The 25203-nt window shown below is 69.1% G+C and carries 27 protein-coding genes and 1 riboswitch; of the genes, 15 read left to right on the top strand and 12 right to left on the bottom strand.

Features of this window, described 5'->3' with window-relative positions; all coding sequences use genetic code 11:
- Positions 1 to 55: 55 nt before the first annotated feature.
- The 5 genes from D8I30_RS14550 to D8I30_RS02760 all read right to left on the bottom strand — a co-directional run bounded on the left by D8I30_RS14550 (position 56) and on the right by D8I30_RS02760 (position 5522).
- Positions 56 to 313 carry a hypothetical protein gene (locus tag D8I30_RS14550; RefSeq protein ID WP_121481386.1) on the bottom strand — a complete coding sequence of 86 codons (258 nt, stop codon included), beginning with the start codon at positions 311 to 313 and terminating at the stop codon, positions 56 to 58.
- Between the two features lie 180 nt (positions 314 to 493).
- Complete coding sequence (locus D8I30_RS02775; protein ID WP_121481385.1) at positions 494 to 697, bottom strand: hypothetical protein; 204 nt, start codon at positions 695 to 697, stop codon at positions 494 to 496.
- Between the two features lie 100 nt (positions 698 to 797).
- Complete coding sequence (gene motA / locus D8I30_RS02770; RefSeq protein WP_121481384.1) at positions 798 to 1667, bottom strand: flagellar motor stator protein MotA; 870 nt, start codon at positions 1665 to 1667, stop codon at positions 798 to 800.
- A 467-nt stretch (positions 1668 to 2134) separates the two neighbouring features.
- A complete protein-coding gene (locus D8I30_RS02765) occupies positions 2135 to 3934 on the bottom strand; it encodes a long-chain-acyl-CoA synthetase (protein WP_121481383.1) in 1800 nt (599 codons plus the stop codon).
- 274 nt (positions 3935 to 4208) lie between these two features.
- On the bottom strand, positions 4209 to 5522 hold the full coding sequence (locus D8I30_RS02760) for a PQQ-dependent sugar dehydrogenase (RefSeq protein WP_121481382.1): 1314 nt from the start codon (positions 5520 to 5522) through the stop codon (positions 4209 to 4211).
- A 159-nt stretch (positions 5523 to 5681) separates the two neighbouring features.
- Between D8I30_RS02760 and D8I30_RS02755 the strand changes: the two genes are divergently transcribed.
- From D8I30_RS02755 to D8I30_RS02745, 3 genes are all read left to right on the top strand, one after another.
- On the top strand, positions 5682 to 6623 hold the full coding sequence (locus tag D8I30_RS02755; RefSeq protein WP_121481381.1) for an ABC transporter ATP-binding protein: 942 nt from the start codon (positions 5682 to 5684) through the stop codon (positions 6621 to 6623).
- Positions 6623 to 7390, top strand: coding sequence for an ABC transporter permease (locus tag D8I30_RS02750; RefSeq protein ID WP_121481380.1), 768 nt, complete (start codon positions 6623 to 6625; stop codon positions 7388 to 7390). Before D8I30_RS02755 ends, D8I30_RS02750 begins: the two co-directional genes overlap by 1 nt.
- Positions 7391 to 7497: 107 nt before the next feature.
- Positions 7498 to 8631, top strand: a complete 1134-nt coding sequence (locus tag D8I30_RS02745) for a hypothetical protein (protein ID WP_121481379.1) — start codon at positions 7498 to 7500, stop codon at positions 8629 to 8631.
- Here D8I30_RS02745 and D8I30_RS14325 read toward each other — a convergent pair.
- From D8I30_RS14325 to D8I30_RS02735, 3 genes are read right to left on the bottom strand one after another with little or no spacing between them, the layout of a single operon-like run.
- Complete coding sequence (locus D8I30_RS14325; protein ID WP_162938793.1) at positions 8628 to 8786, bottom strand: hypothetical protein; 159 nt, start codon at positions 8784 to 8786, stop codon at positions 8628 to 8630. The genes D8I30_RS02745 and D8I30_RS14325 overlap by 4 nt on opposite strands.
- Positions 8783 to 9160: a hypothetical protein gene (locus tag D8I30_RS02740; RefSeq protein ID WP_121481378.1), complete on the bottom strand. Its 378-nt coding sequence runs from the start codon at positions 9158 to 9160 to the stop codon at positions 8783 to 8785. Before D8I30_RS02740 ends, D8I30_RS14325 begins: the two co-directional genes overlap by 4 nt.
- Before the next feature lie 46 nt (positions 9161 to 9206).
- Positions 9207 to 9989 carry a ribonuclease T2 family protein gene (locus D8I30_RS02735; RefSeq protein ID WP_240387299.1) on the bottom strand — a complete coding sequence of 261 codons (783 nt, stop codon included), beginning with the start codon at positions 9987 to 9989 and terminating at the stop codon, positions 9207 to 9209.
- Positions 9990 to 10111: 122 nt separating this feature from the next.
- On the opposite strand from D8I30_RS02735, the gene D8I30_RS02730 reads away from it, so the two are divergent.
- Positions 10112 to 10405, top strand: a complete 294-nt coding sequence (locus D8I30_RS02730) for a hypothetical protein (protein WP_162938792.1) — start codon at positions 10112 to 10114, stop codon at positions 10403 to 10405.
- Positions 10406 to 10413: 8 nt separating this feature from the next.
- Here the strand turns inward: D8I30_RS02730 and D8I30_RS02725 are convergent, their stop codons facing one another.
- Positions 10414 to 11076 (bottom strand): aspartate/glutamate racemase family protein, encoded by a 663-nt coding sequence (locus D8I30_RS02725; RefSeq protein WP_121481376.1) that lies wholly within the window; start codon positions 11074 to 11076, stop codon positions 10414 to 10416.
- A gap of 306 nt (positions 11077 to 11382) precedes the next feature.
- On the opposite strand from D8I30_RS02725, the gene D8I30_RS02720 reads away from it, so the two are divergent.
- From D8I30_RS02720 to D8I30_RS02710, 4 genes are all read left to right on the top strand, one after another.
- Positions 11383 to 12141 carry a DUF4019 domain-containing protein gene (locus D8I30_RS02720; protein WP_162938791.1) on the top strand — a complete coding sequence of 253 codons (759 nt, stop codon included), beginning with the start codon at positions 11383 to 11385 and terminating at the stop codon, positions 12139 to 12141.
- Positions 12142 to 12189: 48 nt separating this feature from the next.
- A riboswitch (TPP riboswitch) is annotated at positions 12190 to 12299 on the top strand.
- A gap of 68 nt (positions 12300 to 12367) precedes the next feature.
- Positions 12368 to 14275: a phosphomethylpyrimidine synthase ThiC gene (gene thiC, locus D8I30_RS02715; protein ID WP_240387298.1), complete on the top strand. Its 1908-nt coding sequence runs from the start codon at positions 12368 to 12370 to the stop codon at positions 14273 to 14275.
- 317 nt (positions 14276 to 14592) lie between these two features.
- Entirely contained in the window at positions 14593 to 16077 is a 1485-nt protein-coding gene (locus D8I30_RS14320; protein ID WP_162938790.1) for a hypothetical protein, read from the top strand.
- Between the two features lie 78 nt (positions 16078 to 16155).
- Complete coding sequence (locus D8I30_RS02710) at positions 16156 to 17052, top strand: hypothetical protein (RefSeq protein ID WP_121481374.1); 897 nt, start codon at positions 16156 to 16158, stop codon at positions 17050 to 17052.
- A 99-nt stretch (positions 17053 to 17151) separates the two neighbouring features.
- Here D8I30_RS02710 and D8I30_RS02705 read toward each other — a convergent pair whose 3' ends face one another.
- Positions 17152 to 17817 (bottom strand): DsbA family oxidoreductase, encoded by a 666-nt coding sequence (locus D8I30_RS02705; protein ID WP_121481373.1) that lies wholly within the window; start codon positions 17815 to 17817, stop codon positions 17152 to 17154.
- Between the two features lie 230 nt (positions 17818 to 18047).
- Between D8I30_RS02705 and D8I30_RS02700 the strand changes: the two genes are divergently transcribed.
- Positions 18048 to 18983: a nucleoside hydrolase gene (locus D8I30_RS02700; RefSeq protein ID WP_121481372.1), complete on the top strand. Its 936-nt coding sequence runs from the start codon at positions 18048 to 18050 to the stop codon at positions 18981 to 18983.
- Positions 18980 to 19825, top strand: coding sequence for a ribokinase (locus D8I30_RS02695; RefSeq protein WP_121481371.1), 846 nt, complete (start codon positions 18980 to 18982; stop codon positions 19823 to 19825). Before D8I30_RS02700 ends, D8I30_RS02695 begins: the two co-directional genes overlap by 4 nt.
- Before the next feature lie 4 nt (positions 19826 to 19829).
- On the opposite strand, the gene D8I30_RS02690 is transcribed toward D8I30_RS02695, so the two are convergent.
- Positions 19830 to 20039 carry a hypothetical protein gene (locus tag D8I30_RS02690; RefSeq protein WP_121481370.1) on the bottom strand — a complete coding sequence of 70 codons (210 nt, stop codon included), beginning with the start codon at positions 20037 to 20039 and terminating at the stop codon, positions 19830 to 19832.
- A 126-nt stretch (positions 20040 to 20165) separates the two neighbouring features.
- Between D8I30_RS02690 and D8I30_RS02685 the strand changes: the two genes are divergently transcribed.
- A complete protein-coding gene (locus D8I30_RS02685) occupies positions 20166 to 20939 on the top strand; it encodes a YebC/PmpR family DNA-binding transcriptional regulator (protein ID WP_121481369.1) in 774 nt (257 codons plus the stop codon).
- Positions 20940 to 20955: 16 nt separating this feature from the next.
- Here the strand turns inward: D8I30_RS02685 and D8I30_RS02680 are convergent, their stop codons facing one another.
- Positions 20956 to 21618: a hypothetical protein gene (locus D8I30_RS02680; protein WP_121481368.1), complete on the bottom strand. Its 663-nt coding sequence runs from the start codon at positions 21616 to 21618 to the stop codon at positions 20956 to 20958.
- A gap of 188 nt (positions 21619 to 21806) precedes the next feature.
- On the opposite strand from D8I30_RS02680, the gene D8I30_RS02675 reads away from it, so the two are divergent.
- From D8I30_RS02675 to ruvB, 4 genes are all read left to right on the top strand, one after another.
- Positions 21807 to 22529: an MgtC/SapB family protein gene (locus tag D8I30_RS02675; RefSeq protein ID WP_121481367.1), complete on the top strand. Its 723-nt coding sequence runs from the start codon at positions 21807 to 21809 to the stop codon at positions 22527 to 22529.
- Between the two features lie 70 nt (positions 22530 to 22599).
- Positions 22600 to 23112, top strand: coding sequence for a crossover junction endodeoxyribonuclease RuvC (gene ruvC, locus D8I30_RS02670; RefSeq protein ID WP_121481366.1), 513 nt, complete (start codon positions 22600 to 22602; stop codon positions 23110 to 23112).
- A 145-nt stretch (positions 23113 to 23257) separates the two neighbouring features.
- Positions 23258 to 23881 carry a Holliday junction branch migration protein RuvA gene (ruvA, locus tag D8I30_RS02665; protein ID WP_121481365.1) on the top strand — a complete coding sequence of 208 codons (624 nt, stop codon included), beginning with the start codon at positions 23258 to 23260 and terminating at the stop codon, positions 23879 to 23881.
- A gap of 172 nt (positions 23882 to 24053) precedes the next feature.
- Positions 24054 to 25091 (top strand): Holliday junction branch migration DNA helicase RuvB, encoded by a 1038-nt coding sequence (gene ruvB, locus D8I30_RS02660; protein ID WP_121481364.1) that lies wholly within the window; start codon positions 24054 to 24056, stop codon positions 25089 to 25091.
- The last annotated feature ends 112 nt before the right edge of the window (positions 25092 to 25203 follow it).

The following is a 25203-nucleotide window of genomic DNA, read 5'->3' as shown; positions in this document are numbered from 1 at the left end:
AAGACGATCCCTTTCTCATCACGGTCCGGAGACCGCGATTTAAGACTGTGAAGTCTTAGGCAGCCGGGGCGGCCGGAGCGGCAGCCGGAGCAGCAGCCGGGGCAGCGGCGTCGGCGGCCGGAGCAGCGGCTTCGCCAGCGGCGGCAGCGGCGTCGGTCGCAGCGGCGTCGGCGGTGGCGGCGGCGTCGGCAGCGGTGTCGGCGGCGGCGGTGGCGTCGGCGGCGGCTTCTTCAGCCTTGTCGGTGGCGGCGGGCTGGCAAGCGGCCAGAGCCAGGGCGGCGGCCGAAGCGGCGATCAGAGCGGTGATGCGCATAGGTTTCTTCCTTCAGAAGGTAAAAGCGAGACCATGAACCTCGCTGAAGGAGTGATAACGGCTTCGTGAGGAGAAGCGCAAGCGATTTCTCACGGGTTCGTGAAGTCCGTTGGAGCGGCCCCCGTTCCTGCGGCGCCGCCCCGCGTCGACAGCCGCGCACGACCGGACGTTCCGCCGGTGTCAGGCCCTGTCCGGGGGGATGGGCGGAGGCGCCGTCGGATTCATCGAGTCGTAGGGCGGTTCGTCCTGATCGGTCGGCAGGGTCGGCGGCGTCGGCTCCGGGGCTGACGGCCGCAGGGGGAACTCGGCGCAGGCGGCCACGCACGTCAGGGCTGACAGCAGGCCGAGCGTCAGGAGGCGGCGAGCCGGGCTGGCGAGAGGCATGGGGCTGCTCCGGGCATGGCCGCGCGCGGCCGTGATCCCATGAGAACCGTCGTGACCGTCTCGCGTTCCGTGACGGTCGTTCGCCGGGGCGCGTCCGACCTCAGGCGTCGGTCGGGGAGCTGGCCAGGGTCTCTTCCATTTCAAGGAAGGTGGGCTGGGCCGAGGAGGGGATGTCGCCGCGGCCGATCTCGACCGAGATCTGGGCGGCGTTGCCGTGCAGGTGGGCCACCAGCACCGACTGGATGATGCGGTAGTAGGCCGACTCCTCGTCGATGATGGATTTGAGGCGCGTGGCGAAGGGGCCGACCAGGCCATAGGCCAGGAAGACGCCCAGGAAGGTGCCGACCAGGGCGCCGCCGATCATGCTGCCCAGGACGGCGGGCGGCTCGGTGATCGAGCCCATGGTCTTGATGATGCCCAGCACGGCCGCGACGATGCCCAGGGCCGGCAGGCCGTCGGCCAGGGTCTGCAGGGCATGGGCGGGGGCCAGGGCTTCGTGGTGGTGCTTCTCCAGCTGCTTTTCCATGGCGTCCTCGATCTGGTGCGGATCCTCGAGGTTCATGGTCATCATCCGCAGGGTGTCGCAGATGAAGTCGGTGGCGAAATGGTCCTTCAGCACCTTGGGGTATTTCTGGAAGATCGGGCTCTCGGCGGGCTTTTCGATGTGGTTTTCCAGGGCGATCACGCCCTTGGACTTCATCGTCCGCGTCAGCTGGAACAGCAGGCCCAGCAGGTCCTTGTAGTCCTGCTTCTTCCACTTCGGCCCGGCGAAGCATTTGCCCAAGCCGGACAGGGCGCCCTTGATGACCGGCAGGCTGTTGCCGATCAGGAAGGCCGCGATCCCTGCGCCGAAGATGGCCATCAGCTCATAGGGCAGCGAATAGAGGATCGTCGCCATCTTGCCGCCGTGCAGCAGGAAGCTGCCGAACACCATGGCGAACAGCAGGATGATGCCGATGATCTGAAACATGACGGAGGCGGAGATCCTGCGCGGGAATTAAGGGGTCAGGACGCTTGTTATCAGCGTCAATGTTTAAGGGCGCGTTTCGCCGATCCCGGTTCGGGACAGAATTCGAGAAAGCGCGCCGCCTCTCCCTCCCCGTCCCGGGGAGGGTGGCTGAGGCGAAGCCGAAGCCGGGTGGGGGCGGCTTGGCTATTCAGACGCATTTCCTGCCGCCGTCCCCGAAAACCCCTGCTCCGCTCCGCCCCTTTCCGTCATCCTCGGGCTTGCCCCGAGGATCGTGCCGTCCGTCTGCTCGACGATCGAGCCCGAGGATCAAGGGCAGAAGAGGGCCGCAAGCGAAGGCAGCGGGAGCTGTCCGGGGGCGAGGCGACAAGCACCGCGGATAGCGCGCTTCGCATCACCTCGCCGCCCCCGCCCGGTCGCTGCGCGACCGCCCTCCCCGGGACGGGGAGGGAGAGGCGTGGCGCTTGGCTCTACAGCCGCGTCTCGCCGCTGAGGATGCTCTCATGCGCCTTGGCGGTCAGCTTCTGATAGCCGGCCTTGCCGCCGCGCACATAGACGGGGCCGTCCACCTTGGCGGGGTCGAAGCCGTCGGCCACCAGGTCGACCTTGCGGTATTTGAAGGTGCCGGTGGTGTCGGCCGATTTCAGCAGGCGCACGAACACCGGCCGCGCATAGGACGGCAGCTGTTCGTCGGCCCAGGCGGCGAAGCCGGCGGCGTCGAACTTGCCGCCCAGCACCAGGCCGACCATGCCCGCCTTGCCGTCCTGGCCGGGCACCGACACGCCGTAGGCGATGACTTCCTGCACGCCGGGGGCCTCGCTCAGCCGCTGTTCGACCTCGGTGGTCGAGACGTTCTCACCCTTCCAGCGGAAGGTGTCGCCCAGCCGGTCCATGAAATAGAGGTAGCCCTCGCGGTCCTGGCGCATCAGGTCGCCGGTGCGGAACCAGCGGTCGCCGCGCTTGAACACGTCGCTCAGGATCTTCTTCTCGGACGCCTTCCTGTCGGCGTAGCCGGTGAAGTCGTGACGGATGTCGTTGGCGATCAGGCCGATCGCCTCGCCCGTCTCGCCGGTCGGGACCTGGCGGCACAGGCCGTCCGAGCCGCGCATGGGCTCGCCCGTCTCGGGGTCGAGCGCGATCAGGCGGATGTTGATCTGCGACTTCAGGAAGCCCGGCACCCGGCCGATGGCCCCGGCCTTGCCGTCGAAGTTGAACAGGGAGACGTTGCCCTCGGTCGAGCCGTAGAACTCCAGGATGTCCTTGATGCCGAAGCGGGACTGGAACTCGGGCCAGACGTCGGGGCGCAGACCGTTGCCGAAGGCCAGGCGCAGCTTGTGCGCCCGCTCGTCCTCGTTCGGCGGGCTGTTGACCAGATAGCGGCACAGCTCGCCGATATAGATGAACATGGTCGCGCCCGAGGCCTTCACGTCGGGCCAGAAATGGGTGGCCGAGAAGCGCCGGCGCGTGATCAGCCGCCCGCCGTTCAGCAGCACCGCGCCGACGCCGACCAGGCCCCCGGTCGAGTGATACAGCGGCAGGCAGTTGTAGAGCGCGTCCTTGGTCGTCGAGGCGGTGGCCCCGGCGAAGGCGCGCATATAGGTCCGCGCCCGCGAATGCGGGATGCGCGCGGCCTTGGGCAGGCCGGTGGTGCCCGAGGTGAAGATGAACAGGGCCGTGTCGCGGTTGGTCAGGCCCTGGCGGATCGCCCGGTCGGGCCGCACCGAGGAGGCGCTGCGCACGGCGTTGTCCAGGTCGCGCCGCGCATTGGTCTCGTTCTCCTCGCCCAGGCCGTGGACCCACAGCATCAGGTTGCGATCGACCAGGGGGCGCGCCTCCTCGACGGCGCGCCAGCAGTCCTCGTCCGTCACCACGTTGAAGGCGCCCGACAGGCTCAGGCAGTGCGCCAGGGCGGCGCCGCCGAGGTTGTTGTTGATCAGGGCGGTGGCGATCCCGACCTTGGAGAAGCCGAACCAGGCGGCGACGTATTCCACGCGGTTGTGCATCACCAGGGCGATGACGTCCGAACGCTTCAGGTTCCGTCCCTTGGCCCAGTTGGCGTAGCGGTTCGCCAGGGCCTCGAACTCGCGATAGGTGAGCTTGCGGTGCTCGTCCTCGACGGCGATGTTGGGGCCGAACTTGTCGATCGCCTCCTCGAGGTCGTCGCAGACCAGGACGTCGCTGTCGAGCGCGATGGGCTTGATGCGCTTCAGGAGCCGGAACAGCCCGCCAGCGAACTTGATGTCACGCCGGATGTTTGCCGCCAGTCCCATAGGTGCGCCGCCTCTTCCTGATCAATTGTTTCGTTCCATGGTGATGAACGGCGCACCGCGCCGGGTCAACCGGGCGTCGGGCCGCAGGCGGGCGAGGCCGCAAGAAAAGCGGCCCCCGTGTCCTTTTCGATGACCCGAGGTCAAGTTGAACGCCGCCCTTGCGTCAACTTGGGCCCGGCGGCGCGGCAAGAGACAGGCAAGACGGCGAGAGGCGAAGACCTGACGACGACGGCTTCACGACTGTCGCTCGGGCAAGATCACCTTGGCGGCGGCGTCACGGCCGGGACGCCGGGACCACCCGCCAGACCGCATTCCCCACGTCGTCGGCGACCAGCAGGCCGCCGCGCGCATCGACCGCCACTCCCACGGGCCGCCCCATGGCCTCGCCCTTGTCATTGCGGAAGCCGGTCAGGACATCCTGCGGCGGTCCGGCCGGTCGGCCCTCGCGAAAGGGCACGAAGACGACCTTGTAGCCCGAAGGCGGGTTGCGGTTCCACGAGCCGTGCTGGCCGATGATCGCCCCGTTGCGCCACTGGGGCACGAGCGCCCCCGTATAGAAGGTCAGGCCCAGCGAGGCCGTGTGCGCGCCCAGGGCGTAGTCCGGCTTGATCGCACGGGCGACCTTCTCGGGCTGGGCGGGCGTCACCCGCGCATCGACGTTCTGGCCGAAATAGCTCCACGGCCAGCCGTAGAAACCGCCCGGCGTCACCGCCGTCATATAGTCGGGCACGAGGTCGTCGCCGAGGGCGTCGCGTTCGTTGACGGCGACCCACAGGCGCCCGTCCTCGGGGTTCCAGGCCAGGCCGACCGGGTTTCTCAGGCCCGAGGCGAAGACGCGACGCGCCCCCGTGGCCGGGTCGATCTCCAGAATGGCGGCGCGGTCGACCTCCTCGTCCAGCCCGTTCTCGCCGATGTTGGAGTTGGAGCCGACGCCGACGTAGAGGCGGGAGCCGTCGCGGCTGGCGACCAGGCTCTTGGTCCAGTGGTGATTGCGCCCGGCGGGCAGGTCCGCGACCTTGGCCGGGGTCGCCGTGATGCGCGTCTGGCCCGTCTGATAGGGCACGACGACCACGGCGTCGGCGTTGGCGACATAGAGCCGGTCCCCGATCAGGGCCATGCCGAAGGGCGAGGTCAGCCCCTCCATGAAGACGCTTCTCGTCTCGGCCGTCCCGTCGCCGTCGGCGTCGCGCAGCAGGACGATGCGGTCGGGACTGGGCACGCCCGCCCCGGCGCGCGTCATGATGCTGCGCTCGATGGCCCCGCGCAGGCCGCCCTCCGTCCCGGCCGGCTTGGGCGGGGCGTTGGACTCGGCGACCAGAACGTCGCCGTTGGGCAGGACATAGAGCCAGCGCGGATGCTCCAGCCCCAGGGCGAAGGCCTGGACCGCCAGGCCGGGGGCCGCGACCGGCGTGCGGTCCTGGGGCCAGCCGACGGCGGGGGCGATCTTCACCGTGGGGATGGCCTGGGGCCGGGGCGCGGGCAGTTGCGGGTCGGCGCCGAACCCGGCCAGCGGCGACAGGGTCGACGAGCCGTTGCAGGCCACGAGGCTGAGCGCGGCGAGGAGGGGCAGAAAACGGCGAGGGGACATGACGGTCGTCCTGTGCGGTTCGCGCCGAACTATACTGCCTATAGGAGCTGGCTGCTCGTCCTATCGACCCCTCTCCCGGCGGGAGAGGGGTCGTCAGCTCCCCCTTGAGCGCGCCTTCAAGGCCTGTCTAACTCTGACGCCGCCAGGAGAGGTCTGAACATGCCAGCCGTCATCGCCATCCAGGGCCTGACCAAGACCTACAAGACCGGCCACCAGGCCGTGAAGCACCTGAATCTGGAGATCGAGAAGGGCGAGATCTTCGCCCTCCTGGGTCCGAACGGGGCGGGCAAGACGACGATGATCTCCATCGTCTGCGGCATCGTCACCCCGACGACGGGAACCATCCATGCCGCCGGCAACGACATCCTGACGGAGTATCGCGCGGCCCGCTCGCACATCGGCCTGGTGCCGCAGGAACTGACCACCGACGCCTTCGAGACCGTCTGGGCCACCGTCACCTTCAGCCGCGGCCTGTTCGGCAAGCCGCCGAACCCGGCCCTCATCGAGCGCATCCTTCGCGACCTCAGCCTGTGGGACAAGAAGGACGCCAAGATCATGACCCTGTCGGGCGGGATGAAGCGCCGCGTCATGATCGCCAAGGCGCTCAGCCACGAGCCGGACATCCTGTTCCTGGACGAGCCCACGGCGGGGGTGGACGTCGAACTGCGCCGCGACATGTGGGCCCTGGTGCGCCGCCTGCGGGACGGGGGCGTGACCATCATCCTGACCACCCACTACATCGAGGAGGCCGAGGAGATGGCCGACCGCGTCGGCGTCATCCTCAAGGGGGAGCTGATCCTGGTCGAGAACACCGCCGACCTGATGCGCAAGCTGGGTCGGAAGACCCTGACCCTGAACCTTCAGGAGCCGCTGGCCGCCCTGCCGGCCGAACTCGCCGACTGGCCGCTGGAGCTGAAGAACGGCGGCGCCGAGCTGGAATACGTCTTCGATTCCCACGCCGAGAAGACCGGGGTGCCGTCCCTGCTGCGCCGCCTGTCGGACCTGGGGCTGGGCTTCAAGGACCTGAACACCCGCCAGAGCTCGCTGGAGGACATCTTCGTCAGCCTGGTCCACCGTGATCGCGAGGAGGAGGCGGCGTGATGCGCTTCAACGGCTACGGCGTCTGGGCCATCTACCGCTTCGAGATGGCCCGCTCACTGCGCACCCTGTGGCAGTCGCTGGTGACGCCGGTCATCACGACGTCGCTCTATTTCGTCGTTTTCGGCGGGGCCATCGGCAGCCGCATGACCGAGGTCGGCGGCGTCGCCTACGGCGCCTTCATCGTGCCGGGGCTGATCATGCTCAGCCTGTTCACCCAGTCGATCTTCAATGCGTCGTTCGGGATCTACTTCCCGAAATTCACCGGCACCATCTACGAGATCCTGTCGGCCCCAGTGTCCTCGCTCGAGATCGTGCTGGCCTATGTCGGGGCGGCGGCGACCAAGTCGGCGGTCCTGGGGTTGATCATCCTGGCCACGGCGGCGCTGTTCGTGCCGCTGCACATCCTGCACCCCTTCTGGATGTTGGCCTTCCTGATTCTGATCTCGACCACCTTCGCCCTGTTCGGCTTCATCATCGGCATATGGGCGCAGAATTTCGAGCAGCTTCAGCTCGTGCCCATGCTGATCATCACCCCCCTGACCTTCCTGGGCGGCGCCTTCTATTCGATCGACATGCTGCCCGAGGGCTGGCGCACCGTGGCCCTGTTCAACCCGGTGGTCTATCTGATCTCGGGCTTCCGCTGGGCCTTCTACGGCATCGGCGACGTCAGCGTGGGCCTCAGCCTGACGGCGACGCTGGGCTTCTTCTTCGCCTGCCTGGGGGTGGTGGGCTGGATCTTCAAGACGGGCTATCGTCTGAAGAACTGAGGTCGAAAACGGCGGGGCGCGTGTCACGAAAGCGCCGAACTCCCCGCTCACTTTCGCGCCTTCCTCGCCTTTCGACCTGATGGGCGCCCCCCGGCGCCGGAGACCGAATGTCCGACGCCGAGTCCAAGCCGAACGCCGCTTCCGCCCCTGAAGGCCTGCCCCCCCAAGGCGTGCCCCAAGGCGTGCCTCAGGGCCTGTCGTCGGCCGAGCCCTTCCGTCGCGGCCAGATCGTCTGGGGCCGTCCGCCCCAGGCGGTGTTTCGCGTCGGCCCCCTGCCGCGCGACGAGGGCCTGGCCCGGCTGACGGCCATGCCGCCGCACCCCCAGCCTCAGGCCAAGCCCCAGCCGCGCCCGCAGCCGACCCCGGTCCAGCCATCGCCGTCGCCGCGCACGGCCGCGAACCCCGCCAATCTGTTCGGCGGCTCCCTGGTGCCGCGCCGCGCGCCCGCCGCGGCGCCGACGCCCGCGCCCCAGGCTCCGACGCCTCCCGTCGACCTGACGCCGCGTCCCTTGCCCGCCGTCGCGCCGTCCGCCCCCCAGCCGGCGCCTCAACCTGCGCCCCAGGCCGCTCCCCCGGCCCCGGCCCCGTCCGCGCCCGCCGCCGCTGCGCCCATCGAGGCCCCGCGCGCCGTCGCCGCGCCGCCGATCGTCGAGCCCGCGCCCGAGCCCGTCTTCGTTCCCGCTCCGAAGCGCGCCGCGGCGTCGGGACGCGGCCGCTGGCCCCTCTACGCCGGGGTGGCGGCGGCGGTGGTCGGCGTCCCGGTCGCGGTCTGGCTGGTGGCCCGCTCCAACGCCGAGGCGCCGCCCGCGGCGCCTGCCGTCGCGGCGCCCGCGCCGATCGAGACTCCGCTCGACGCCGGGCCGGATGCGGTCCCGGCCGTCGCCGTCGAGACTCCCGTCGAGGCCCAGGGCGAAGCTTCCTCGGCGGCGCCTGCGGCCGTCCGACGCCCCGCGCCCCGTGCGGCGCGCACGACCGCCGCGACGACCGCCCTCAACACGGCCGCCCCATCAGGCGCTTCGTCGGGCGCTCCCGCTTCGGCGTCGGCCGCCGCGCCGCCGGCCGTGACGGTCGCGCCGTCGTCCGAGGCCCAGGCGGTCCCCTCTCAGACCTCCTCCCCGGCCCCGGCCGCGCCGGAGGCCGCTCCGCCCGCGCCGCCCGCCGGTCCCCGGCCGACGCCCGCGCGTCCGACCCAGACCGACCCCGACGCGCCCGTCGTCACCCAGCCTCAGCCGCTGGGCTAGGGCGCCGTCTGCTCGGCGAGGCGCGGCACGCCCGTCGCCTCGCGCACCGCGTCGGGCATGAAGTCGGGAGCGAAGGCGCCGCGCGTCGTCTCCTGGCCGATCCGGACGAATTGCGTGCCGTAGATCTGCGGCCGCCCCGTCGCGGCGCGCCTCATCGCAGCGGCAGATAGCCCCGCTCGACCATGCGGCGCAGGCCGTCATAAGCCTCGGCCAGTTCCTCATAGGCGGTGCGGGCGGAGGTCAGCCGGGCCACCTGGTCGGGGGTGGCCGGGGCGCCGGACTCGGCCAGGCGCACGGCCTCGGCCCCCCAGCGCGCCCGCGCCTGGGCGGTCAGCACGGCCAGCTTCTGGAAGGCGCCGACGTCGACCTTGCCCAGGGCGTGGCCGATCAGTTCGCGGTTGGCGACATAGGCGGCGTAGTCGATCTGCTCCAGCAGGCCGCGCAGGCGGCGCTGTTCCTGCGGCTCCATGTCCTCGGGCTGGAAATGGTCGCTGGAGCGGCGGCGGGACTGGGTCAGCATGGTCGACATGGCGGCCTCCGCGGGAACGGCTGACCGTCAGGCTGGCCTGTTTTGGTTAACCGGCGGTTTGCGCGCCGGGCTGAACGCCCTTGGGGGCCAGGTGCAGCCGCTCGTGGTCGGGCGCGCCCAGGCCGCGCGGGCAGCGCATCGGGCGATAGTCCCTCGAGTAGCAGAGCCGCGCCTCGCGGAACCAGCCGTCGGTGGTGGCGATGAAGACCCCGTCGCGCGGGAAGCCCGGATTGGCGGCGACGAAGGCGTCCCGGATCGCCCCGGCGGTCAGGCGCTGGGCGGGGATGGCCTCCAGGTCCGGCTTGTTCAGCCCGTCCCACATCTTCGCCGCCTGGGCGAAATAGGCCTCGGGGCTGTCCCAGCCGCAGGTGCCGTGCGCCGCCCACTCGTGCTGCTGCAGCGAAGGCGAGGGGATCATGCAGAAATGCCGCCGCACCGTCTCGACCCGCATCGCCGGGCCGGGGGCGGCGCAGTAGCGCGGATGGCGGTTCCCGTCGCCGTTGGGCCACAGCCCGTGCAGGGTCAGGCCGAACTGGTTGGCGGCGCACTGGTGCTGCGCGTCGGGATAGTCCTTGCCGCTGCGGCACGCCTGGGGCGACCAGCTGACCGCCAGCATGTTGAAGGCGACCGGCACGTCGGCCGCGACCTCGTCCTCGGGGATGCGATAGGGGCGGGCGGGGCGCAGGTCGTCCGGCACGGCGCAGACGGCGCCCGCCGCCTGAATCTCGGCGACGTCCGTCACCCTCGGCGAGGCGGTGCGCTCGCAGGCGGCCAGGCCCAGCAGGGCGGCAATCAACAGCGGGCGGGCGAGGGCGTGGGCGGTCCGCATGGGCGCTCCGGTCGTCGGAAAAGTGGATCTCTGGCCCGTAAACCGTTCGTGCGCCACGGCCAAGGCGGAACCGCCCTTGGGCTCCGCTCATTGAAAAGCGTAAGCATAAGAGGATGAGCCTGATGCCTGACCAAGCCGCTTTCGAAGCCGCTCTCGAGGAAGCCATCGCCTTGTTCGAGCAGGGCGAGACCATGAATCAGGCGCGCTTCGACGCCCTGATCGCCGAGTTGGAGGCGCGTCTTCCGGTCCTGGCCGCCGCGCCCGAGCACGATCCGCGCGCCGAGAAGGCGCGGGCGCTCGCCGCCCGCGCCGCCGCTTTGGAAAAACGCGCCGCCGTCGGCCAGGGCCAGATGGACGAGGTCAACAGCCTGCTGGCGCCGCTGATGGGCAGGAAGGGCCCGTCGGAAGAGGGCTGAGCGCCGCCCTAGCGGCAGGCCGCCACGCAGGCGCGCGCCAGCACCTCGGCCGAGTCGATCAGTGGAACCGGGACCGCCTCCGCCGCCAGCAGCAGCGGCACCTCGGTGCAGCCGCCGATGACCGCCTCGGCCCCGGCCGCGACCAGGGCCTCGGCCATCTCGCGCATCGCCGCCCGCTGGCCCTCGCCGAGGTCGCCGGCCTTGACCCCGAACACCACCCGCATGAAGCGCTCGCGATCGGCGGGGGAGGGGGCGACCATCTCCAGCCCCTCGGCCGCCAGGGCCGCCGCATACAGGGCCTCGCCGCCCGGCGTGGCCAGGACGCCGATGCGCCGCGCGCCGGCCGCTCCCGCCGCTCGGGCGGTTTCCGCCACCATGTCGATGAAGGGCAGGCCCGCCGCGCGGATGGCCTCGGCGTGGGCGTGGGCCGTGTTGCACGGCATGGCCAGGATCTCGGCCCCCGCCGTCTTCAGCGCTCGCGCCATCTCGCCAAGGGTCCGGCCCGCCGCCTCGGGCTGGGTATGGCGGTTGGGCACCTGGGGGTTGATGTCGGCGATGACGCGGATGTGGTCCTCGTCGCGCGACGCCGGGGTCAGGGCCTGCACCCGCGTCAGGAAGGCCAGCGTCGCCGCCGGGCCCATGCCCCCCAGCACCCCCAGAATCCGGCCCATGCGCAACGCTCCTACTGTATCGGACTGGTCCGCCCGGCCCGAGAAATCGGCGGTTCAGCGAGAAAAACGAGTCTTGTTCGATAATCGTGGCTAACACGCCGAAACCGGCGGAACCAACCGCGCGGTTGTCAGTTCTCACAGTCGGACCCGTCGGACGCCCCCCCAACCCCGACGTCGTCTGTGGCGGCCCGGCCTTAACGCCCCCCCGACTGAGAAGCCGGGCCGCCCCCCCTCTCTCTTCCCCCTCTCATGCTTGACTGCGACGGAACGTCGATCTCTGTTGTCGAGCGCGAGGAGGAAGATCCGATGTCGCTGTTGCTGGCCGCCCTGGCTTCGATCGCCTTGCAGGCGGATCCGCAGATAAGGGCTGAGCCGAACGGACCGGGCGCCTGGCGCCTGACCATCACGGCGGACGATGAAACGGACCCCCTGCGCCTGGCCGAGCGGCTTCGCCCGCGCGCGGCGGAGCTGTGCGGCGCGGCGGGCTATCATTTCGGACGCTATGCGTTCGAACTTCTCCAACAGGTCGCCGACGCGACGGCGGAGCCGCAGGCCGACCGCCTGGCGCTCACGCAGGACATCCGTTGCGGCCCAGCCGCGCCCGAGCCCGTGATCCAGCCTGCTCCGGTTCTGAGCGAAGCGGACGCCCTGGCCCTGAACCCTCGGCTCACCGCCCTCAGCGACGCCTATTTCGCCGCGCTTGACGACGGCCGCTACGCCGAGGCCTTCGCGATGGTCGACGCGGCGACGACGGGCGGCGCCTCGCTCGAGGACTGGTCGGCCCGAAACCGCGCCCAGCGTGACCGCCTCGGCGCGACGACTCAGCGCCAGATCGGCCGCCTGACCTGGTACTCCAATCCCCCCGGCGCGCCGCCAGGGCACTACGGCGCCGTCGACTATGTCGCGTCCCACGCGCTGCAGGACGAATGCGGCTATCTGATCTGGCATCGCCCGGCGCCGGACGCCGACCTACGCCTGACCCGGCAGGAGGCGACCTATCTGCCACACGATCTGGACGCGGCGACGCGCGCCAGGATGCGTCAGGCCTATTGCATCCTTCTCTAGCCCCCCGCGTCGCCCGGCTTGACCCGGCGCCGAAAGGGGCTAGGGTCGCGCCGTTCTCCGGGGGGTCGCAATCGAGCGGCTGAGATTGAGGTTTCTCCTCTGACCCGTCGAACCTGATCCGGGTCATGCCGGCGAAGGGACGAGATCACCGCTTTCGACGCCCGAAGTCCGGCGTAGGGGGCGCTCAAACCGCGCCGGCGGACCTCTTCTCGCAGGAGGCCGCCAAATGAATATCCACGTTTCCAACGAACAGCCGCACGAGCCCCAGGTCGACCTGGCCCTCGCCGACGCCCGCAAGGAAGTCGCCGCCGAGCACGGCACGATCCCCACCGGCCCCCGCGCGGGCGGGCGCAAGGTCTATGTGGCGGGCGAGCTCTTCCCCGACATCCGCGTCCCCTTCCGCGAGGTCGCCGTCCACCCCAGCGCCAACGAGCCGCCGGTGACGATGTATGACTCTTCCGGCCCCTACACCGACCCGGCCGTGACCATCGACATCAAGAAGGGCCTGCCCAAGGTCAAATCCAGCTGGCAGCTGGATCGCGGCGACATCGCCCCCGTCGCCAACCCGCGCGAGGTCAAACCCGAGGACAACGGCCACGCCAGCGGCAAGCACCTCGCCCCTCGCTTCGACACCTCCAACCATCAGGTGTTCAAGGGCGTCCCGGGCCGCCCCGTCACCCAGTACGAATACGCCAAGGCCGGCATCATCACGCCCGAGATGGAATACGTCGCCATCCGCGAGAACCTGCGCCGCGAGCAGACCGCCCCCTGCATCCGCGACGGCGAGGACTTCGGCGCCTCCATCCCCGACTTCGTGACGCCCGAGTTCGTCCGTCAGGAGATCGCCCGCGGCCGCGCCATCATCCCGCACAACATCAACCACCCCGAGGTCGAGCCGATGATCATCGGCCGCAACTTCCTGGTGAAAATCAACGCCAACATCGGCAACTCGGCCGTCCTCTCATCCGTCGACGACGAGGTCGACAAGCTGGTCTGGGCCACCCGTTGGGGCGCCGACAACGTCATGGACCTGTCGACCGGCCGCAACATCCACAACATCCGCGACTGGATCATCCGCAACTCGTCGGTCCCCATCGGCACCGTGCCCATCTATCAGGCGCTGGAGAAGGTGAACGGCGTCGCCGAGGACCTGACCTGGGAAGTCTTCCGCGACACCCTGATCGAACAGGCGGAACAGGGCGTGGACTACTTCACCATCCACGCGGGCGTGCGCCTGCCCTTCGTGCCGATGACGGCCAAGCGCGTGACGGGCATCGTCTCGCGCGGCGGCTCCATCATGGCGAAGTGGTGCCTGGCCCACCACAAGGAGAGCTTCCTCTACGAGCATTTCGAGGACATCTGCGACATCATGCGCGCCTATGATGTCAGCTTCTCCCTGGGCGACGGCCTGCGCCCCGGCTCCATCGCCGACGCCAATGACGAGGCCCAGTTCGCCGAGCTGCGCACCCTCGGCGAACTGACCAAGATCGCCTGGGCCAAGGGGTGCCAGGTCATGATCGAAGGCCCCGGCCACGTGCCGATGCACAAGATCAAGGCCAACATGGACGAGCAGCTCAAGCACTGCCACGAGGCGCCCTTCTATACGCTCGGGCCCCTGACCACCGACATCGCCCCCGGCTATGACCACATCACGTCCGCCATCGGCGCGGCCATGATCGGCTGGTTCGGCACGGCCATGCTCTGCTACGTCACGCCCAAGGAGCATCTGGGCCTGCCCGACCGTCAGGACGTCAAGGACGGCGTCATCACCTACAAGATCGCCGCCCACGCCGCCGACCTGGCCAAGGGCCACCCCGGCGCCCGCGCCCACGACGACGCCCTCTCCAGAGCCCGCTTCGAGTTCCGCTGGGAGGACCAGTTCAACCTCTCCCTCGACCCCGAGACCGCCCGCAAATTCCACGACGAGACCCTGCCGAAGGAGGCGCACAAGACCGCCCACTTCTGCTCCATGTGCGGCCCGAAGTTCTGCAGCATGAAGATCAGCCAGGACATCCGCGACGCCGCCAAGGCCCAGAACGACGCGGGCGCCAGCCTGACCGACGCCGAGGCGGGCATGGCCGAGATGAGCGCGAAGTTCAGAGCCGGGGGCGGGGAGATCGAGGTGAAGGTGTAGCCGGCCGACGCCGGGATCAGGACTGTGGACGCGAGGCGGCTTCGGTTAGCCCCGCGTCCGATTCCTCGCGCGCAACGCTGACCATGACGTCGGACATCAGCGCCGCGAGAGCATCACCGAGACTCTGCCGTAGCAGCTTGTAGGGGCTCACGCACTAACCGGGTAGTTTTGGTGCAGCGCCCGAGCACCCTGACACGTCTTACGCGCCAGCGGCTAAGGTAAAGCTTCCCTAGACCCCGTCTCGCCGATCACCTAGCGTTGTGATTTGAAATCGCGGAGGGGCAATGTTTAGGGAACACGAGAAAAACGTCCGTCGAATGCGTGATGATTTGCGCGAGATGAATGGTTGGCTGTCAAATTCCGCGCAATTTTTTCGTGAGTTCAAGAGCGGATCTAAGCAATCGTTCTTGGAGATGGGGGAAATTGAGGGGCGCGGCTTTTCACTTTTAGAACTAACGCTGGAAGCGACCCGGACAGTTCGAAGCCTTCGCAACGTCCGATCCAATCGTTTTTCAAACCTACCAAGCTCGATCATTAACTCCCTTGTGGCATCAACTACTGCGCTTCATGTTTCAGTTAAAGCGCTAGATACCGCCTGTCATGCGCTCGTCGATGAAAACCGCTCATATCGCCTCGAATCTAACGGTCGCGTGGTTACGCTCCTTTCGCGCGAAGAGATGTACAACTTCGGTCAGCTGGCAGAGTCAATTTTTGCCAATCTGGAGACGCTCAGGGCTGCTGGAGCCGCGCTCCCAATCGCCTCGACAGATTCCGTTTCTGAAGAGTACTTAGAAGAAAGCGTAGCTGAGATTGCACGACGAGCGGCCGCTCAGTTGGCCGAAGCACAGGAAGCCACCAATGCGGCTCTCGTCGCCAATGAGAATGCCCAAGCGCGTTTAGGCGAGTTCGAAAGGCTGGCAACAACGCTCACTGAAACTGGCAATAGCCTCGCTGAAGAATCGCGGCAGAGAGCAACTGAGGTCTCTTCCTTGAGAGACGCCGTGTCATCGTCGTTAGAAAATATTCAAGGCCACGAGGAGCAAATATCTAACCATCGGAATCATGTATCCGATCTCGCAAATGAAGCTGAAACAGATCGAAGCAAACTTGCTGAGTTTGCTTCGGAACTTTCCGAAACTCGCGCCGAAATATTACAAATTTCCAAACGTGCGGACGAAGATAAATCCAAGCAAGATGAGTATCTCGTTCAAGCTGAAGCTCTAATCAAACGCGCGGAAGAAATGGTTAGCGGAGCCACAGTGGCGGGATTGGCCAAGGCTTTTGATGACGAGCGAAGGGACCTTCAACGCGGCATGGATAGCGCAATGAAATGGTTCTTCGTTGGAATTGTATGCTTATTTCTTGTAACTTTCTTGTTGGCTGCATACGTATTTGAGATACCATTCACTGTATTTGGTGTAGAATTGTCAGGTAGCGGATCAACAAAGGCTGTGGGTGATGAAGTTACTGTTGCTGGGGTGTTGTCCAGAACTATTATTCTTCTAGCTCCGTTTTGGATGACTCTTTTCTCTGCAAGGCGGTATCGAAATCTTTTCGATTTGCGTCAACAATACAGCCACAAATACAATTTGGCATTTTCAATTGATGGATTCAGAAAACAAGCTCCAGCGTACGGCGAAGAACTGGCTGCATGGGTGTTTCACGAAATTTCTCAGAGACCTGTTACAACGAACAACACTAAAAAAATGGGAGACAATCCCGTACCCACTCTAGAAATGTTAGTAAGCGGAGTGGTGGAACGTACTAACTTCTTCAGGCCAAAATCGCCGACGGCCGAGTAGATTGGTCATAGGAAATGACCCGTCCGATCCTGACGCACCCGTCCTCCATCCTCCGCCTTTCAGGCAGGAGGCGGCGCGATGGACGATCAGGCTTCGGGCGGGCGGGAGAAGGACTGGTCCGAGAAGGATTGGCCCGAGAAAGACTGGCATGAGGAGGCGCCGCGCATCATCGCTTCCGGCCGGTGGGAGCAGGACGAGTACGGCGACACCACCTACATCCCCGACCATGTGCGGCCCTCGACCGCCGAGCGGGCCGAGACGGCTGACGCCCCGCGCGGCCATGACTGCGAAGACCCGGCGCCGCGGGACGGCTATCGCGTCCGCTCCGAGGCGACCTGGGCGGCGGCGCGGCGCGACTATCTGGCCGGGGATACGGCCGAGGCCGTCTGCGACCGCTATGGGCTGAAGCTGGGGACGCTGCGGTCCCGCGCCGCGCGCGAGGGCTGGCGCCGCTGCGATGCGGAGGACTCAAGCTCTTGGCCGGATCCCTGGCCCGACGACGATGATCCGGTCGAGGATGCGGCGGCGGACGCCCCCGATCTGGCCGCGATGGCGGCTCAGGCCCTGATGCGGCTGAACCGGGCGGTGCGGCGCGGCCGGGCGGCCGAGGCGGCGTCGTGGCTGCGCACCTGGCGGGCGCTGAGCGAGGCGCAAGCGCTCGACCCGGCCCCGGCGCCCCCCGCCGAGGCCCCCGCCGCGCCCGATCCCTTCGAGGCGCTGGAGGCGGACTTGAATGAGATCGCCGCTTTGGCCCGCGAGGCTGTGGCCCTGGACGCCGACGACCTGGCCGGACGCCGCGCCATCGAGGCCCGCATCAAGGCCCTCCAGGCCCGCATCGACCCGGACGGGACGGCGGCCGAGGGGGCGATTTCAGACGATTCAGACGAATTGGACTCTGTTTTTTCCGCTCTCCCTTCCCCCTCGAGGGGGGAAGGGCAGGGGATGGGGGTGGAGCCGCCGCCGGGGCCGGATTGAGCGCCGGAGACGCCGTCTCATGCGCCTAGACCGGGCGCCCGCCAGCGCGCACCCCCACCCAACCCTCCCCCCTCGAGGGGGAGGGCTTGAGGGGTATGGTCAGGCCTTGGCCGCGATCTGGCGCAGGGCGTCCTCGAACACGGCGGCGGGCTGGCCGCCCGAGATCAGATACTGGTCCTCGACCACCACGGCGGGGACGGAGGTGATGCCCCGCGCGCGCCACAGGGCCTGGGCGGCGCGGACCTCCTGCACGTATCGGCCCGAGGCCAGCACCTCGGCGGCCTCGGCGCGGTCCAGCCCGGCGGCCTCGGCGGCCTCGGTCAGGACGCCGGCGTCCGAGACGTTGCGGCCGTCGGTGAAGTGGGCGCCGAACAGGGCGTGTTTCAGCGCCGCCTGCTTGTCCGGCGCGGTCTCGCCGGCCCAGTGGAGCAGGCGGTGGGCGTCGAAGGTGTTCCAGATGCGGCTGTCGTCGCGGAAGTTGATCGCGATCCCGGCCTCGGCGCCGCGGGCGGCGATGGCGGCGCGGTTGGCGGCCGACTGTTCGGGGGTGGAGCCGTATTTGCGGGCCAGGTGCTCGCCCATGTTCTCGCCCTCGGCCGCCATGTCGGGGTTCAGCTCGAACGGCTGGAAGGCGATGTTGGCGGCGACGCCTTCGCCCTTCAGCCGCTCCAGGGCCTGCTCCAGCCCGCCCAGGCCCACGGCGCACCAGGGGCACATGACGTCGGAGACGAAGTCGATCTTCAGGGGCTTGGCCGAGGCGGTCATGGGAGGCGGCTTTCTGAAACAGCGGGTGTGACGGAGGATATGGGCGCGCCGAGCGGAGAGGCAAGGCGCGGATGTCCCTTCTCCCCTTGCGGGAGAAGGTGGCCCGTCAGGGCCGGATGAGGGGTCTCGCGACGGTGCAACCCCTCATCCGTCTCGCTTCGCGAGCCACCTTCTCCCGCAAGGGGAGAAGGATGATTGATTCAGGGCGGCGCAGGCGGCACACCAGATCGGTGAAACAGTCTCTCATCATCGATTGCGACCCCGGCGTGGACGACGCCACGGGGCTGCTGACCGCCTTCGCCGCGCCCGCCCTGGACCTGCTGGCCGTGACCACGGTCGGGGGCAACGTCAGCGCCGAGAAGACCGCGCGCAACGCCCGCATCCTGCGCCAGATCGCCGGGCGCGAGGACGTGCCGGTCTTCATGGGCGCCGAGCGCCCCCTGCGCCGCGACCCGGCCGGGGCGGGCGAGTTCCACGGGGCCGAGGGCCTGGGCGACCTCGAACCCTTCGAGCCCGACGCGCCTGTGGCCGAGGGCACGGCGGCCGAGGCCATCGTGCGGCTGGTGATGGAACGGCCCGCGGGCGCCGTGGCCCTGGCCGTCATGGGGCCGATGACCAATCTGGCCCTGGCCATGCGGGCCGAGCCGGGGCTGGCGGCCCATCTGGGGCCGGTCGTGGTCATGGGCGGGGCGCGCTCCGAGGGCGGCAACATCACCGCCTCGGCCGAGTTCAACATCTGGGCCGACCCGGACGCGGCGGCCGAGGTCTTCGCCTCGGGCTGCCGCATGATCGTCATGGGGCTGGACGTGACGCACCAGGTGCGGGCGACGGAAGAGCGGATCGCGGCGATCGAGGCCCTGCCCACGGCCTCGGCCCGCGCGGCGGCGGCCATGCTGCGCTTCTCGCAGCGGGTGGAGCGGCAGATCGTCGGCTGGGACGCCGGGCCGCTGCACGACCCCTGCACCGTGGCCTGGCTGCTGCGGCCTGAGCTGTTCGCGCTCAAGCCCTGCCGCATCGCGGTGGAGACGCAGAGCGACCTGACCCGCGGCCACACGGCGGTGGAGTTCCGCGTCGAGGCGGCCGGGGCCAACCACTTCTGGGCGACCAAGGCCGACGCGGCCGGGGTCTTCGCCCTGATCACAGAGAGGCTGGGAGAATCCGCATGAGGATCACTGTCGTCGGCTCGATCAATCTGGACCTGGTGGCCTCGGCGCCGTCCCTGCCCGCGCCCGGCGAGACGGTGACGGGGGCGAGCCTGGCCCGCCATCCGGGCGGCAAGGGCGCCAACCAGGCCCTGGCGGCGCGCAGGCTGGGGGCCGAGGTCGCCCTGATCGGCCGGGTCGGCGACGACGAGATGGCGGGCGCGGCCACGGCCCTGCTGCGCGCGGACGGCGTCGACCTGTCGGGAGTGGAGACGGACCCGGCGGCGCCGACGGGCGTGGCCCTGATTACCGTCGATCCGAGCGGCGAGAACCAGATCACCGTGGCCGCCGGGGCCAACCATCTGGTCACGCCGGAACAGTTGCCGGCGCGCATCGAGACGCCGCTGATCGCCCAGCTGGAGCTGCCGATCCCCACGGTGGAGGCGGCGGTGGGGCGGGCCACGGACTTCGTCTGCGTCAACCTGGCGCCCGCCGCCCCGGTGTCGGAGGCCCTGCTGCGCCGCGCCGACTTGATCGTGGTCAATGAGACCGAGGCCGCCTTCTACGGCGAGGCCCTGCACGCCGGCGGCGGCATGGTGGTGGTGACCAAGGGGGCGCGCGGCGCCGTCATGTACCGGCACGGGGTGGAGACGGCCTGGGCCACGCCGCCGCGCGTCACGGCGGTGGACGCCGTGGGGGCGGGGGACGCCTTTGTCGGCGCGATCGCCGTGGCCCTGCTGGAAGGCATGGAGCCGGACGCGGCCCTGCACTTCGCCTGCGCCGCCGGGGCGCTGGCGGCGACGCGGCCGGGGGCGCAGCCGTCGCTGGGCGACCGCGCCGAGGTCGAGGGCTTGATGAAGGCCTGAGCGCCTAGTCGCGTTCGCAGAGGCGCAGCACCGCCAGGGCGCCGACCGTGGTCAGCACGCCCAGGGCGAAGGCGCCGACGAGGGAGCCGGTCGCGGCGGCGGTCGACACCGTCACCGGCCGCTTGGCGTACCAGTGCACGATCTCGCCGGCGTGCGCATGGTCGATGCCCTCGTCATAGGCGTCGTCCAGATAGGTGTCGTCGGCGGCGGCCATCGGCGTCTCCCAAACATGCCCGCGCATAATCCCCGGCGCGGTCCGGGGGTTCCCCTCTGGTGACAGATGGGAGCCCGTCCAGTAAAGGACCCGCCCCAACTTACAAAATTTCCATCGGGTGAGACCATGGCCGGCCATTCGAAATTCAAGAACATCATGCACCGCAAGGGCCGCGCTGACGCGGTCCGCTCCAAGCTCTTCTCGCGTTTGTCACGGGAAATCACCGTGGCGGCCAAGTCGGGCATGCCCGACCCGGCGATGAACCCCCGGCTTCGTCTGGCGGTGAACAACGCCAAGGCCGAATCGATGCCGAAGGAAAACATCGAGCGCGCCATCAAGAAGGCCTCGGGCGGCGAAGTCGATGCGATGGAGGAAATCCGCTATGAGGGCCGCGGCCCCGGCGGCGTCCAGATCATCGTCGAGGTCCTGACCGACAACCGCAACCGCGCCGCCTCGGGCGTGCGCTCGGCCTTCGCCAAGAACGGGGGCGCCCTGGGCGAATCGGGCTCGGTCACCTTCATGTGGGACCGGGTGGGCAAGATCGACTACCCGGCCGAAGCGGGCACCGAAGACGCCGTCATGGAGGCCGCCATCGAGGCCGGCGCCCAGGACGTCGAGAGCGATCTGGTCAAGCCGGACATCTATGAGGACGCGCCGGGCCACACCATCTGGACCGCCTTCGAGGACCTGAACGAGGTGGCCGAGGCCATGTCCAAGGTGCTGGGCGATCCCAAGTCGACCGCCATCGTCTGGAAGCCGCAGTCGGAAATCGACCTGGAAGGCGATTCCGTCGGCACCCTGTTCAAGCTGCTGGACGCCCTGGACGCCGAGGACGACGTGCAGCAGGTCTATTCGAACGAGAACATCTCGGACGAAGACGCGGCCAAATACGCGGGCTGATCCCGCCGGTCGCGCCTTACTGGGGACAGGCTTCCATCCAGTCCCGATCCGGCTCCGCGGCCCTGAGGTCGCCGAGCGTCGGGATGTTCCGCTCGGCGTCGGCGCTGACCGTGATGTGCGACAAGGCGGAAGCTGTCGGCGCCTCGCGCCGATAGACGCTCAGGGCGAAGGGGACGTGCCCCGGCGCCTCGACGCGCCAGACGCTGTTCGTCTCGCCCGCGCCATAGGCGGAGCAGCCGATGGGATCGACCTGGGCGCCGCGCACCCGCAGGGCCTCGACCGGGTCGAAGGGGACCGGCTCGCCCGAGGCCGACCAGTTGAAGATCGTCCGCACTGTGGGGCTGCGCGTGACCTCGACATTGAGGTCGGCCAGCCTGCCTTCGGTCGGGGAACGCCAGCGGATCATGGAGGCGCGCGCCTGAACGTCCGCCGGGTCGAGCGCGGACGGCGTGCCGGCGACGAACAACGACAGGATCGCATCGACCATCTGGTTGGCGCGGGTGATCTTCGGCCACTGCTCGGCGCAGGCGCCTTCGGCGTAGCTTTGCAGACCGACGGTTCTGGCCAGGGCCATGGTGCAGCGATCCATGAACTGGTTCTGCGTTTCCTGGGCGATGGACGGCGTCGGCAGGGCGGGGGACAGGCAGGCGAGGGAAGCTATGAACAGGGCGGCGCGCATGGCGGGCCTCCTTCAGCTATCTGAGCTCGCCGAGAATGCGCCTGATGCCACGCACCGGCAAGCGACGGGACGATCGATCCCGGAGAGTTGAGGCGCGGGTCAGGTCCGCGTCCCTGCGTCGGACCCGCCTTGCCCGTCGGCCCGGCGCGGTTCACCTTGGCCGGTCGTGATGACGGGATGGAGCGACGATGGCGATCGACTGGGGGCTGACGCACTGGGGCGTCGAGGATCTGAACCTGCTGGCGCCCGTGGCGGCGGCCATGGTCGCGGGCGGCTTGATCGGGATCGAGCGCACCTACCACGGCCATCCGGCCGGGTTCCGCACCCACATCCTGGTCTGCATGACCTCCTGCGTCCTGATGCTGGCCGCCATGCATCAGGCCAGCTGGGGCTTCGTTGCCCTGCCGGAGCAGCGGCTGGTGATCGACCCGACGCGGATGGCGCACGGCATCCTGACGGGCATCGGCTTCCTGTGCGCCGGGGTGATCTTCCGCGAGCGCTTCTCGGTGCACGGCCTGACCACGGCGGCCTCGCTGTGGACCACCTCGGCCATCGGGGTGATGTTCGGCGTCGGCCTGTGGAAGCTGGGGCTGATCGCGGCGGGGGCGACCCTGCTGGTGCTGGCCATCCTGCGCTTTCTGGATGCGCGACTGCCTCACGTCGGCGTAATGGACGTCACCCTGCGCTGGACGCGCGGCGCAGCGCCGGACGAAAAGGTTCTGCGCGCCCTGCTGGCCGACAACGGGCTCAAACCCACCCGCATCGGCCATGTCGTCAGTCCCGACGGCTTGATCCACGAACAGTACGTCAAGGCGCGCGGTCCGATGCCGCTGAAGGTCGACGCCCTGTCCAGCGTCCTGGCCGAACAGGCAGGCCTGGCGGGCTTTTCGGTCATGCCCAGAGACGACTGAGCGGACGAGCGACCTTCTGACAAAACGCCCGGTCATTGTTCGCTAACCCTCTTTGGGGCAATAGGAACGGATGGCGAACGAAACGACTCGGATTCTGGGGCTGGACCCCGGCCTGCGCCGCACCGGCTGGGGCGTCATCGAAAGCGAGGGCAGCCGCCTGCGCTGGATCGCGCACGGCGTCGTCGCGCCCAGCGAGAAGGCGCCCTTCTCCGAACGACTGCTGCATCTGCTGGAGCAGGTCGGCGAGGTCTGCGCCGCCTATGACTGCGACGAGGCGGCGATCGAGGAGGTCTTCGTCAACGTCAATCCGGCCTCGACGCTGAAGCTGGGCCATGCGCGGGCGGCGGTCATGCTGGCCCCGGCGCGGGCGGGCCTCAGCGTCGCCGAATACGCCCCGACCTTGATCAAGAAGGCGGTGGTGGGGGCCGGCCAGGCCGACAAGAGCCAGATCGCCTTCATGGTGAAGCGGCTGCTGCCGACTTCGGGCGAGGCGAAGGCGGACGCGGCGGACGCCTTGGCGGTGGCGATCACTCATGCGCACCATCGGCGGTTCCGGGCGATGCCCGTGCGAGGTGCGGCATGATCGAGACGCTGTCTTTCTCCTCCCCATTTCATGGGGAGGTGGCGCGGCCGCATCGCGGCCGTGACGGAGGGGCCGCCGGGTTCCGCCAGCCTTGCCCCTCCACCGCTACGCGGTCCCCCTCCCCACAGGTGGGGAGGAAAGACGCATGATCGGCCGCCTGCGCGGAACCCTGGCCGAGGTCGGCGAGGCGGAGTGCCTGATCGACTGCGGCGGCGTGGGCTATGTCGCCACCTGCGGGGCGCGGACGCTGGGCCGCCTGCCGGCGCCGGGCGACGAGACCACCCTGTTCATCCATAGCCAGTGGAGCCAGGACCAGGGGCCGCGCCTCTACGGCTTCCTGACCCGCGACGAGCGCAAGGTCTTCACCCTGCTGCAGACCATTCAGGGCGTGGGGCCCAAGGCGGCCCTGGGCGTGCTGGACGTGCTGCCGCCCGCCGAGCTGGCCGCCGCCGTCGCGCGCGAGGACAAGGCCGCCGTGGGCCGCGCCAACGGGGTCGGGCCGAAGCTGGCCCTGCGCATCGTCACCGAACTGAAGGGCAAGAGCCTGACCGACGGCGTCTTCGCCCCGACCGCGCCGGGCGTCCACGCCGAGGTCGCCGTCGCCCCGCCGCCGCCCAGCGTGACGGGCGAGGCGGTCGCCGCCCTGCTGGGCCTGGGCATCGCCGAGATCAACGCCCGCCGCGCCGTCGACCACGCCCTGATCAAGCTGGGCGAGGAGGCCGAGTTGTCGGCGGTGATCCGCGCGGGTCTGCAGGAGCTGGGACGGTGAGGGGCGACGCGATCATCCCTTCTCCCCTTGTGGGAGAAGGTGGCCGAGCGCAGCGAGGTCGGATGAGGGGTCTCTCAGCCGTTAGTCACAGCAGATTATCTTGGATGTGGGCGCAACCCCTCATCCGTCAGGCTACGCCTGCCACCTTCTCCCACAAGGGGAGAAGGACGAAATGACCGACGACCGCATCATCTCGCCCGCCTCGGCCCCCGGCGAGCAGCACGACCGCGCCCTGCGGCCCCAGACCCTGTCCGAGTTCGTCGGCCAGTCGGCGGCCAAGGGCAATCTGAAGGTCTTCATCGACGCCGCCCGCGCGCGCTCCGAGGCGCTGGACCACGTCCTGCTGTTCGGGCCTCCGGGCCTGGGCAAGACGACCCTGGCGCAGATCGTGGCGCGCGAGCTGGGCGTGGGCTTCCGCGCCACCTCCGGCCCCATCCTGGCCAAGGCGGGCGACCTGGCGGCCATCCTGACCAACCTGGAGCCGCGCGACGTCCTGTTCATCGACGAGATCCACCGCCTGAGCCCCCAGGTGGAGGAGATCCTCTATCCGGCCATGGAGGACCATGTGCTGGACCTGATCATCGGCGAGGGGCCGTCGGCGCGCAGCGTGCGCATCGACCTGGCGCCCTTCACCCTGGTCGGGGCGACGACGCGGGCGGGCCTGCTGGCCACGCCGCTGCGCGACCGCTTCGGCATTCCGCTGCGGCTGGAGTTCTACACGCCCGAGGAGCTGACGGCGGTGATCCGCGGCGCGGCGCGCAAGATGGGCGCGCCCATCAGCGAGGACGGGGCGCTGGAGATCGCGCGCCGCTCGCGCGGGACGCCGCGCATCGCCGGGCGGCTGCTGCGGCGGGTGCGGGACTTCGCCACGGCCGAGGGCGCCGAGACCATTGACCGACTGGCGGCGGCGCGCGCCCTGGCGCGGTTGGAGGTGGATGAGGCGGGGCTGGACAGCCTGGACCGGCGCTTCCTCAAGGCCCTGATCGAGAACTACGGCGGCGGGCCGGTCGGCATGGACACCCTGGCGGCGGCGATCGCCGAGGCGCGCGACGCGGTCGAGGACGTGATCGAGCCCTATCTGCTGCAGCAGGGCTTCATCCAGCGCACCCCGCGCGGCCGCATGGCCTGCGCCCGGGCCTATGAGCACCTGGGCCTGGAGGCGCCGAAGGCCCCAACTGCGCCGCCGCCGCCGGACCTGTTCGGCAAATAGGGCGCGACGCTTCTCCCTCCCCGTCCCGGGGAGGGTGGCTGAGCCCGTCAGGGCGAAGCCGGGTGGGGGCGGCTAGGCGATCCTGGCCTCCACGCCTGACCGGGGCGACTGG

This window comes from Brevundimonas naejangsanensis (assembly GCF_003627995.1).
Lineage (GTDB): Bacteria > Pseudomonadota > Alphaproteobacteria > Caulobacterales > Caulobacteraceae > Brevundimonas > Brevundimonas naejangsanensis_B.
The sequence above is the reverse complement of the archived record's forward strand: the minus strand, read 5'-3'. Positions and strand labels throughout refer to the sequence as shown.

What these genes read in the sequence shown, in the direction of transcription:
- D8I30_RS14550 (WP_121481386.1), bottom strand. Translation starts at nt 313, where the DNA reads ATGCGCATCACCGCTCTGATCGCCGCTTCGGCCGCCGCCCTGGCTCTG.
- D8I30_RS02775 (WP_121481385.1), bottom strand. Translation starts at nt 697, where the DNA reads ATGCCTCTCGCCAGCCCGGCTCGCCGCCTCCTGACGCTCGGCCTGCTG.
- motA (WP_121481384.1), bottom strand. Translation starts at nt 1,667, where the DNA reads ATGTTTCAGATCATCGGCATCATCCTGCTGTTCGCCATGGTGTTCGGC.
- D8I30_RS02765 (WP_121481383.1), bottom strand. Translation starts at nt 3,934, where the DNA reads ATGGGACTGGCGGCAAACATCCGGCGTGACATCAAGTTCGCTGGCGGG.
- D8I30_RS02760 (WP_121481382.1), bottom strand. Translation starts at nt 5,522, where the DNA reads ATGTCCCCTCGCCGTTTTCTGCCCCTCCTCGCCGCGCTCAGCCTCGTG.
- D8I30_RS02755 (WP_121481381.1), top strand. Translation starts at nt 5,682, where the DNA reads ATGCCAGCCGTCATCGCCATCCAGGGCCTGACCAAGACCTACAAGACC.
- D8I30_RS02750 (WP_121481380.1), top strand. Translation starts at nt 6,623, where the DNA reads ATGCGCTTCAACGGCTACGGCGTCTGGGCCATCTACCGCTTCGAGATG.
- D8I30_RS02745 (WP_121481379.1), top strand. Translation starts at nt 7,498, where the DNA reads ATGTCCGACGCCGAGTCCAAGCCGAACGCCGCTTCCGCCCCTGAAGGC.
- D8I30_RS14325 (WP_162938793.1), bottom strand. Translation starts at nt 8,786, where the DNA reads ATGAGGCGCGCCGCGACGGGGCGGCCGCAGATCTACGGCACGCAATTC.
- D8I30_RS02740 (WP_121481378.1), bottom strand. Translation starts at nt 9,160, where the DNA reads ATGTCGACCATGCTGACCCAGTCCCGCCGCCGCTCCAGCGACCATTTC.
- D8I30_RS02735 (WP_240387299.1), bottom strand. Translation starts at nt 9,989, where the DNA reads ATGCGGACCGCCCACGCCCTCGCCCGCCCGCTGTTGATTGCCGCCCTG.
- D8I30_RS02730 (WP_162938792.1), top strand. Translation starts at nt 10,112, where the DNA reads ATGCCTGACCAAGCCGCTTTCGAAGCCGCTCTCGAGGAAGCCATCGCC.
- D8I30_RS02725 (WP_121481376.1), bottom strand. Translation starts at nt 11,076, where the DNA reads ATGGGCCGGATTCTGGGGGTGCTGGGGGGCATGGGCCCGGCGGCGACG.
- D8I30_RS02720 (WP_162938791.1), top strand. Translation starts at nt 11,383, where the DNA reads ATGTCGCTGTTGCTGGCCGCCCTGGCTTCGATCGCCTTGCAGGCGGAT.
- thiC (WP_240387298.1), top strand. Translation starts at nt 12,368, where the DNA reads ATGAATATCCACGTTTCCAACGAACAGCCGCACGAGCCCCAGGTCGAC.
- D8I30_RS14320 (WP_162938790.1), top strand. Translation starts at nt 14,593, where the DNA reads ATGCGTGATGATTTGCGCGAGATGAATGGTTGGCTGTCAAATTCCGCG.
- D8I30_RS02710 (WP_121481374.1), top strand. Translation starts at nt 16,156, where the DNA reads ATGGACGATCAGGCTTCGGGCGGGCGGGAGAAGGACTGGTCCGAGAAG.
- D8I30_RS02705 (WP_121481373.1), bottom strand. Translation starts at nt 17,817, where the DNA reads ATGACCGCCTCGGCCAAGCCCCTGAAGATCGACTTCGTCTCCGACGTC.
- D8I30_RS02695 (WP_121481371.1), top strand. Translation starts at nt 18,980, where the DNA reads ATGAGGATCACTGTCGTCGGCTCGATCAATCTGGACCTGGTGGCCTCG.
- D8I30_RS02690 (WP_121481370.1), bottom strand. Translation starts at nt 20,039, where the DNA reads ATGGCCGCCGCCGACGACACCTATCTGGACGACGCCTATGACGAGGGC.
- D8I30_RS02685 (WP_121481369.1), top strand. Translation starts at nt 20,166, where the DNA reads ATGGCCGGCCATTCGAAATTCAAGAACATCATGCACCGCAAGGGCCGC.
- D8I30_RS02680 (WP_121481368.1), bottom strand. Translation starts at nt 21,618, where the DNA reads ATGCGCGCCGCCCTGTTCATAGCTTCCCTCGCCTGCCTGTCCCCCGCC.
- D8I30_RS02675 (WP_121481367.1), top strand. Translation starts at nt 21,807, where the DNA reads ATGGCGATCGACTGGGGGCTGACGCACTGGGGCGTCGAGGATCTGAAC.
- ruvC (WP_121481366.1), top strand. Translation starts at nt 22,600, where the DNA reads ATGGCGAACGAAACGACTCGGATTCTGGGGCTGGACCCCGGCCTGCGC.
- ruvA (WP_121481365.1), top strand. Translation starts at nt 23,258, where the DNA reads ATGATCGGCCGCCTGCGCGGAACCCTGGCCGAGGTCGGCGAGGCGGAG.
- ruvB (WP_121481364.1), top strand. Translation starts at nt 24,054, where the DNA reads ATGACCGACGACCGCATCATCTCGCCCGCCTCGGCCCCCGGCGAGCAG.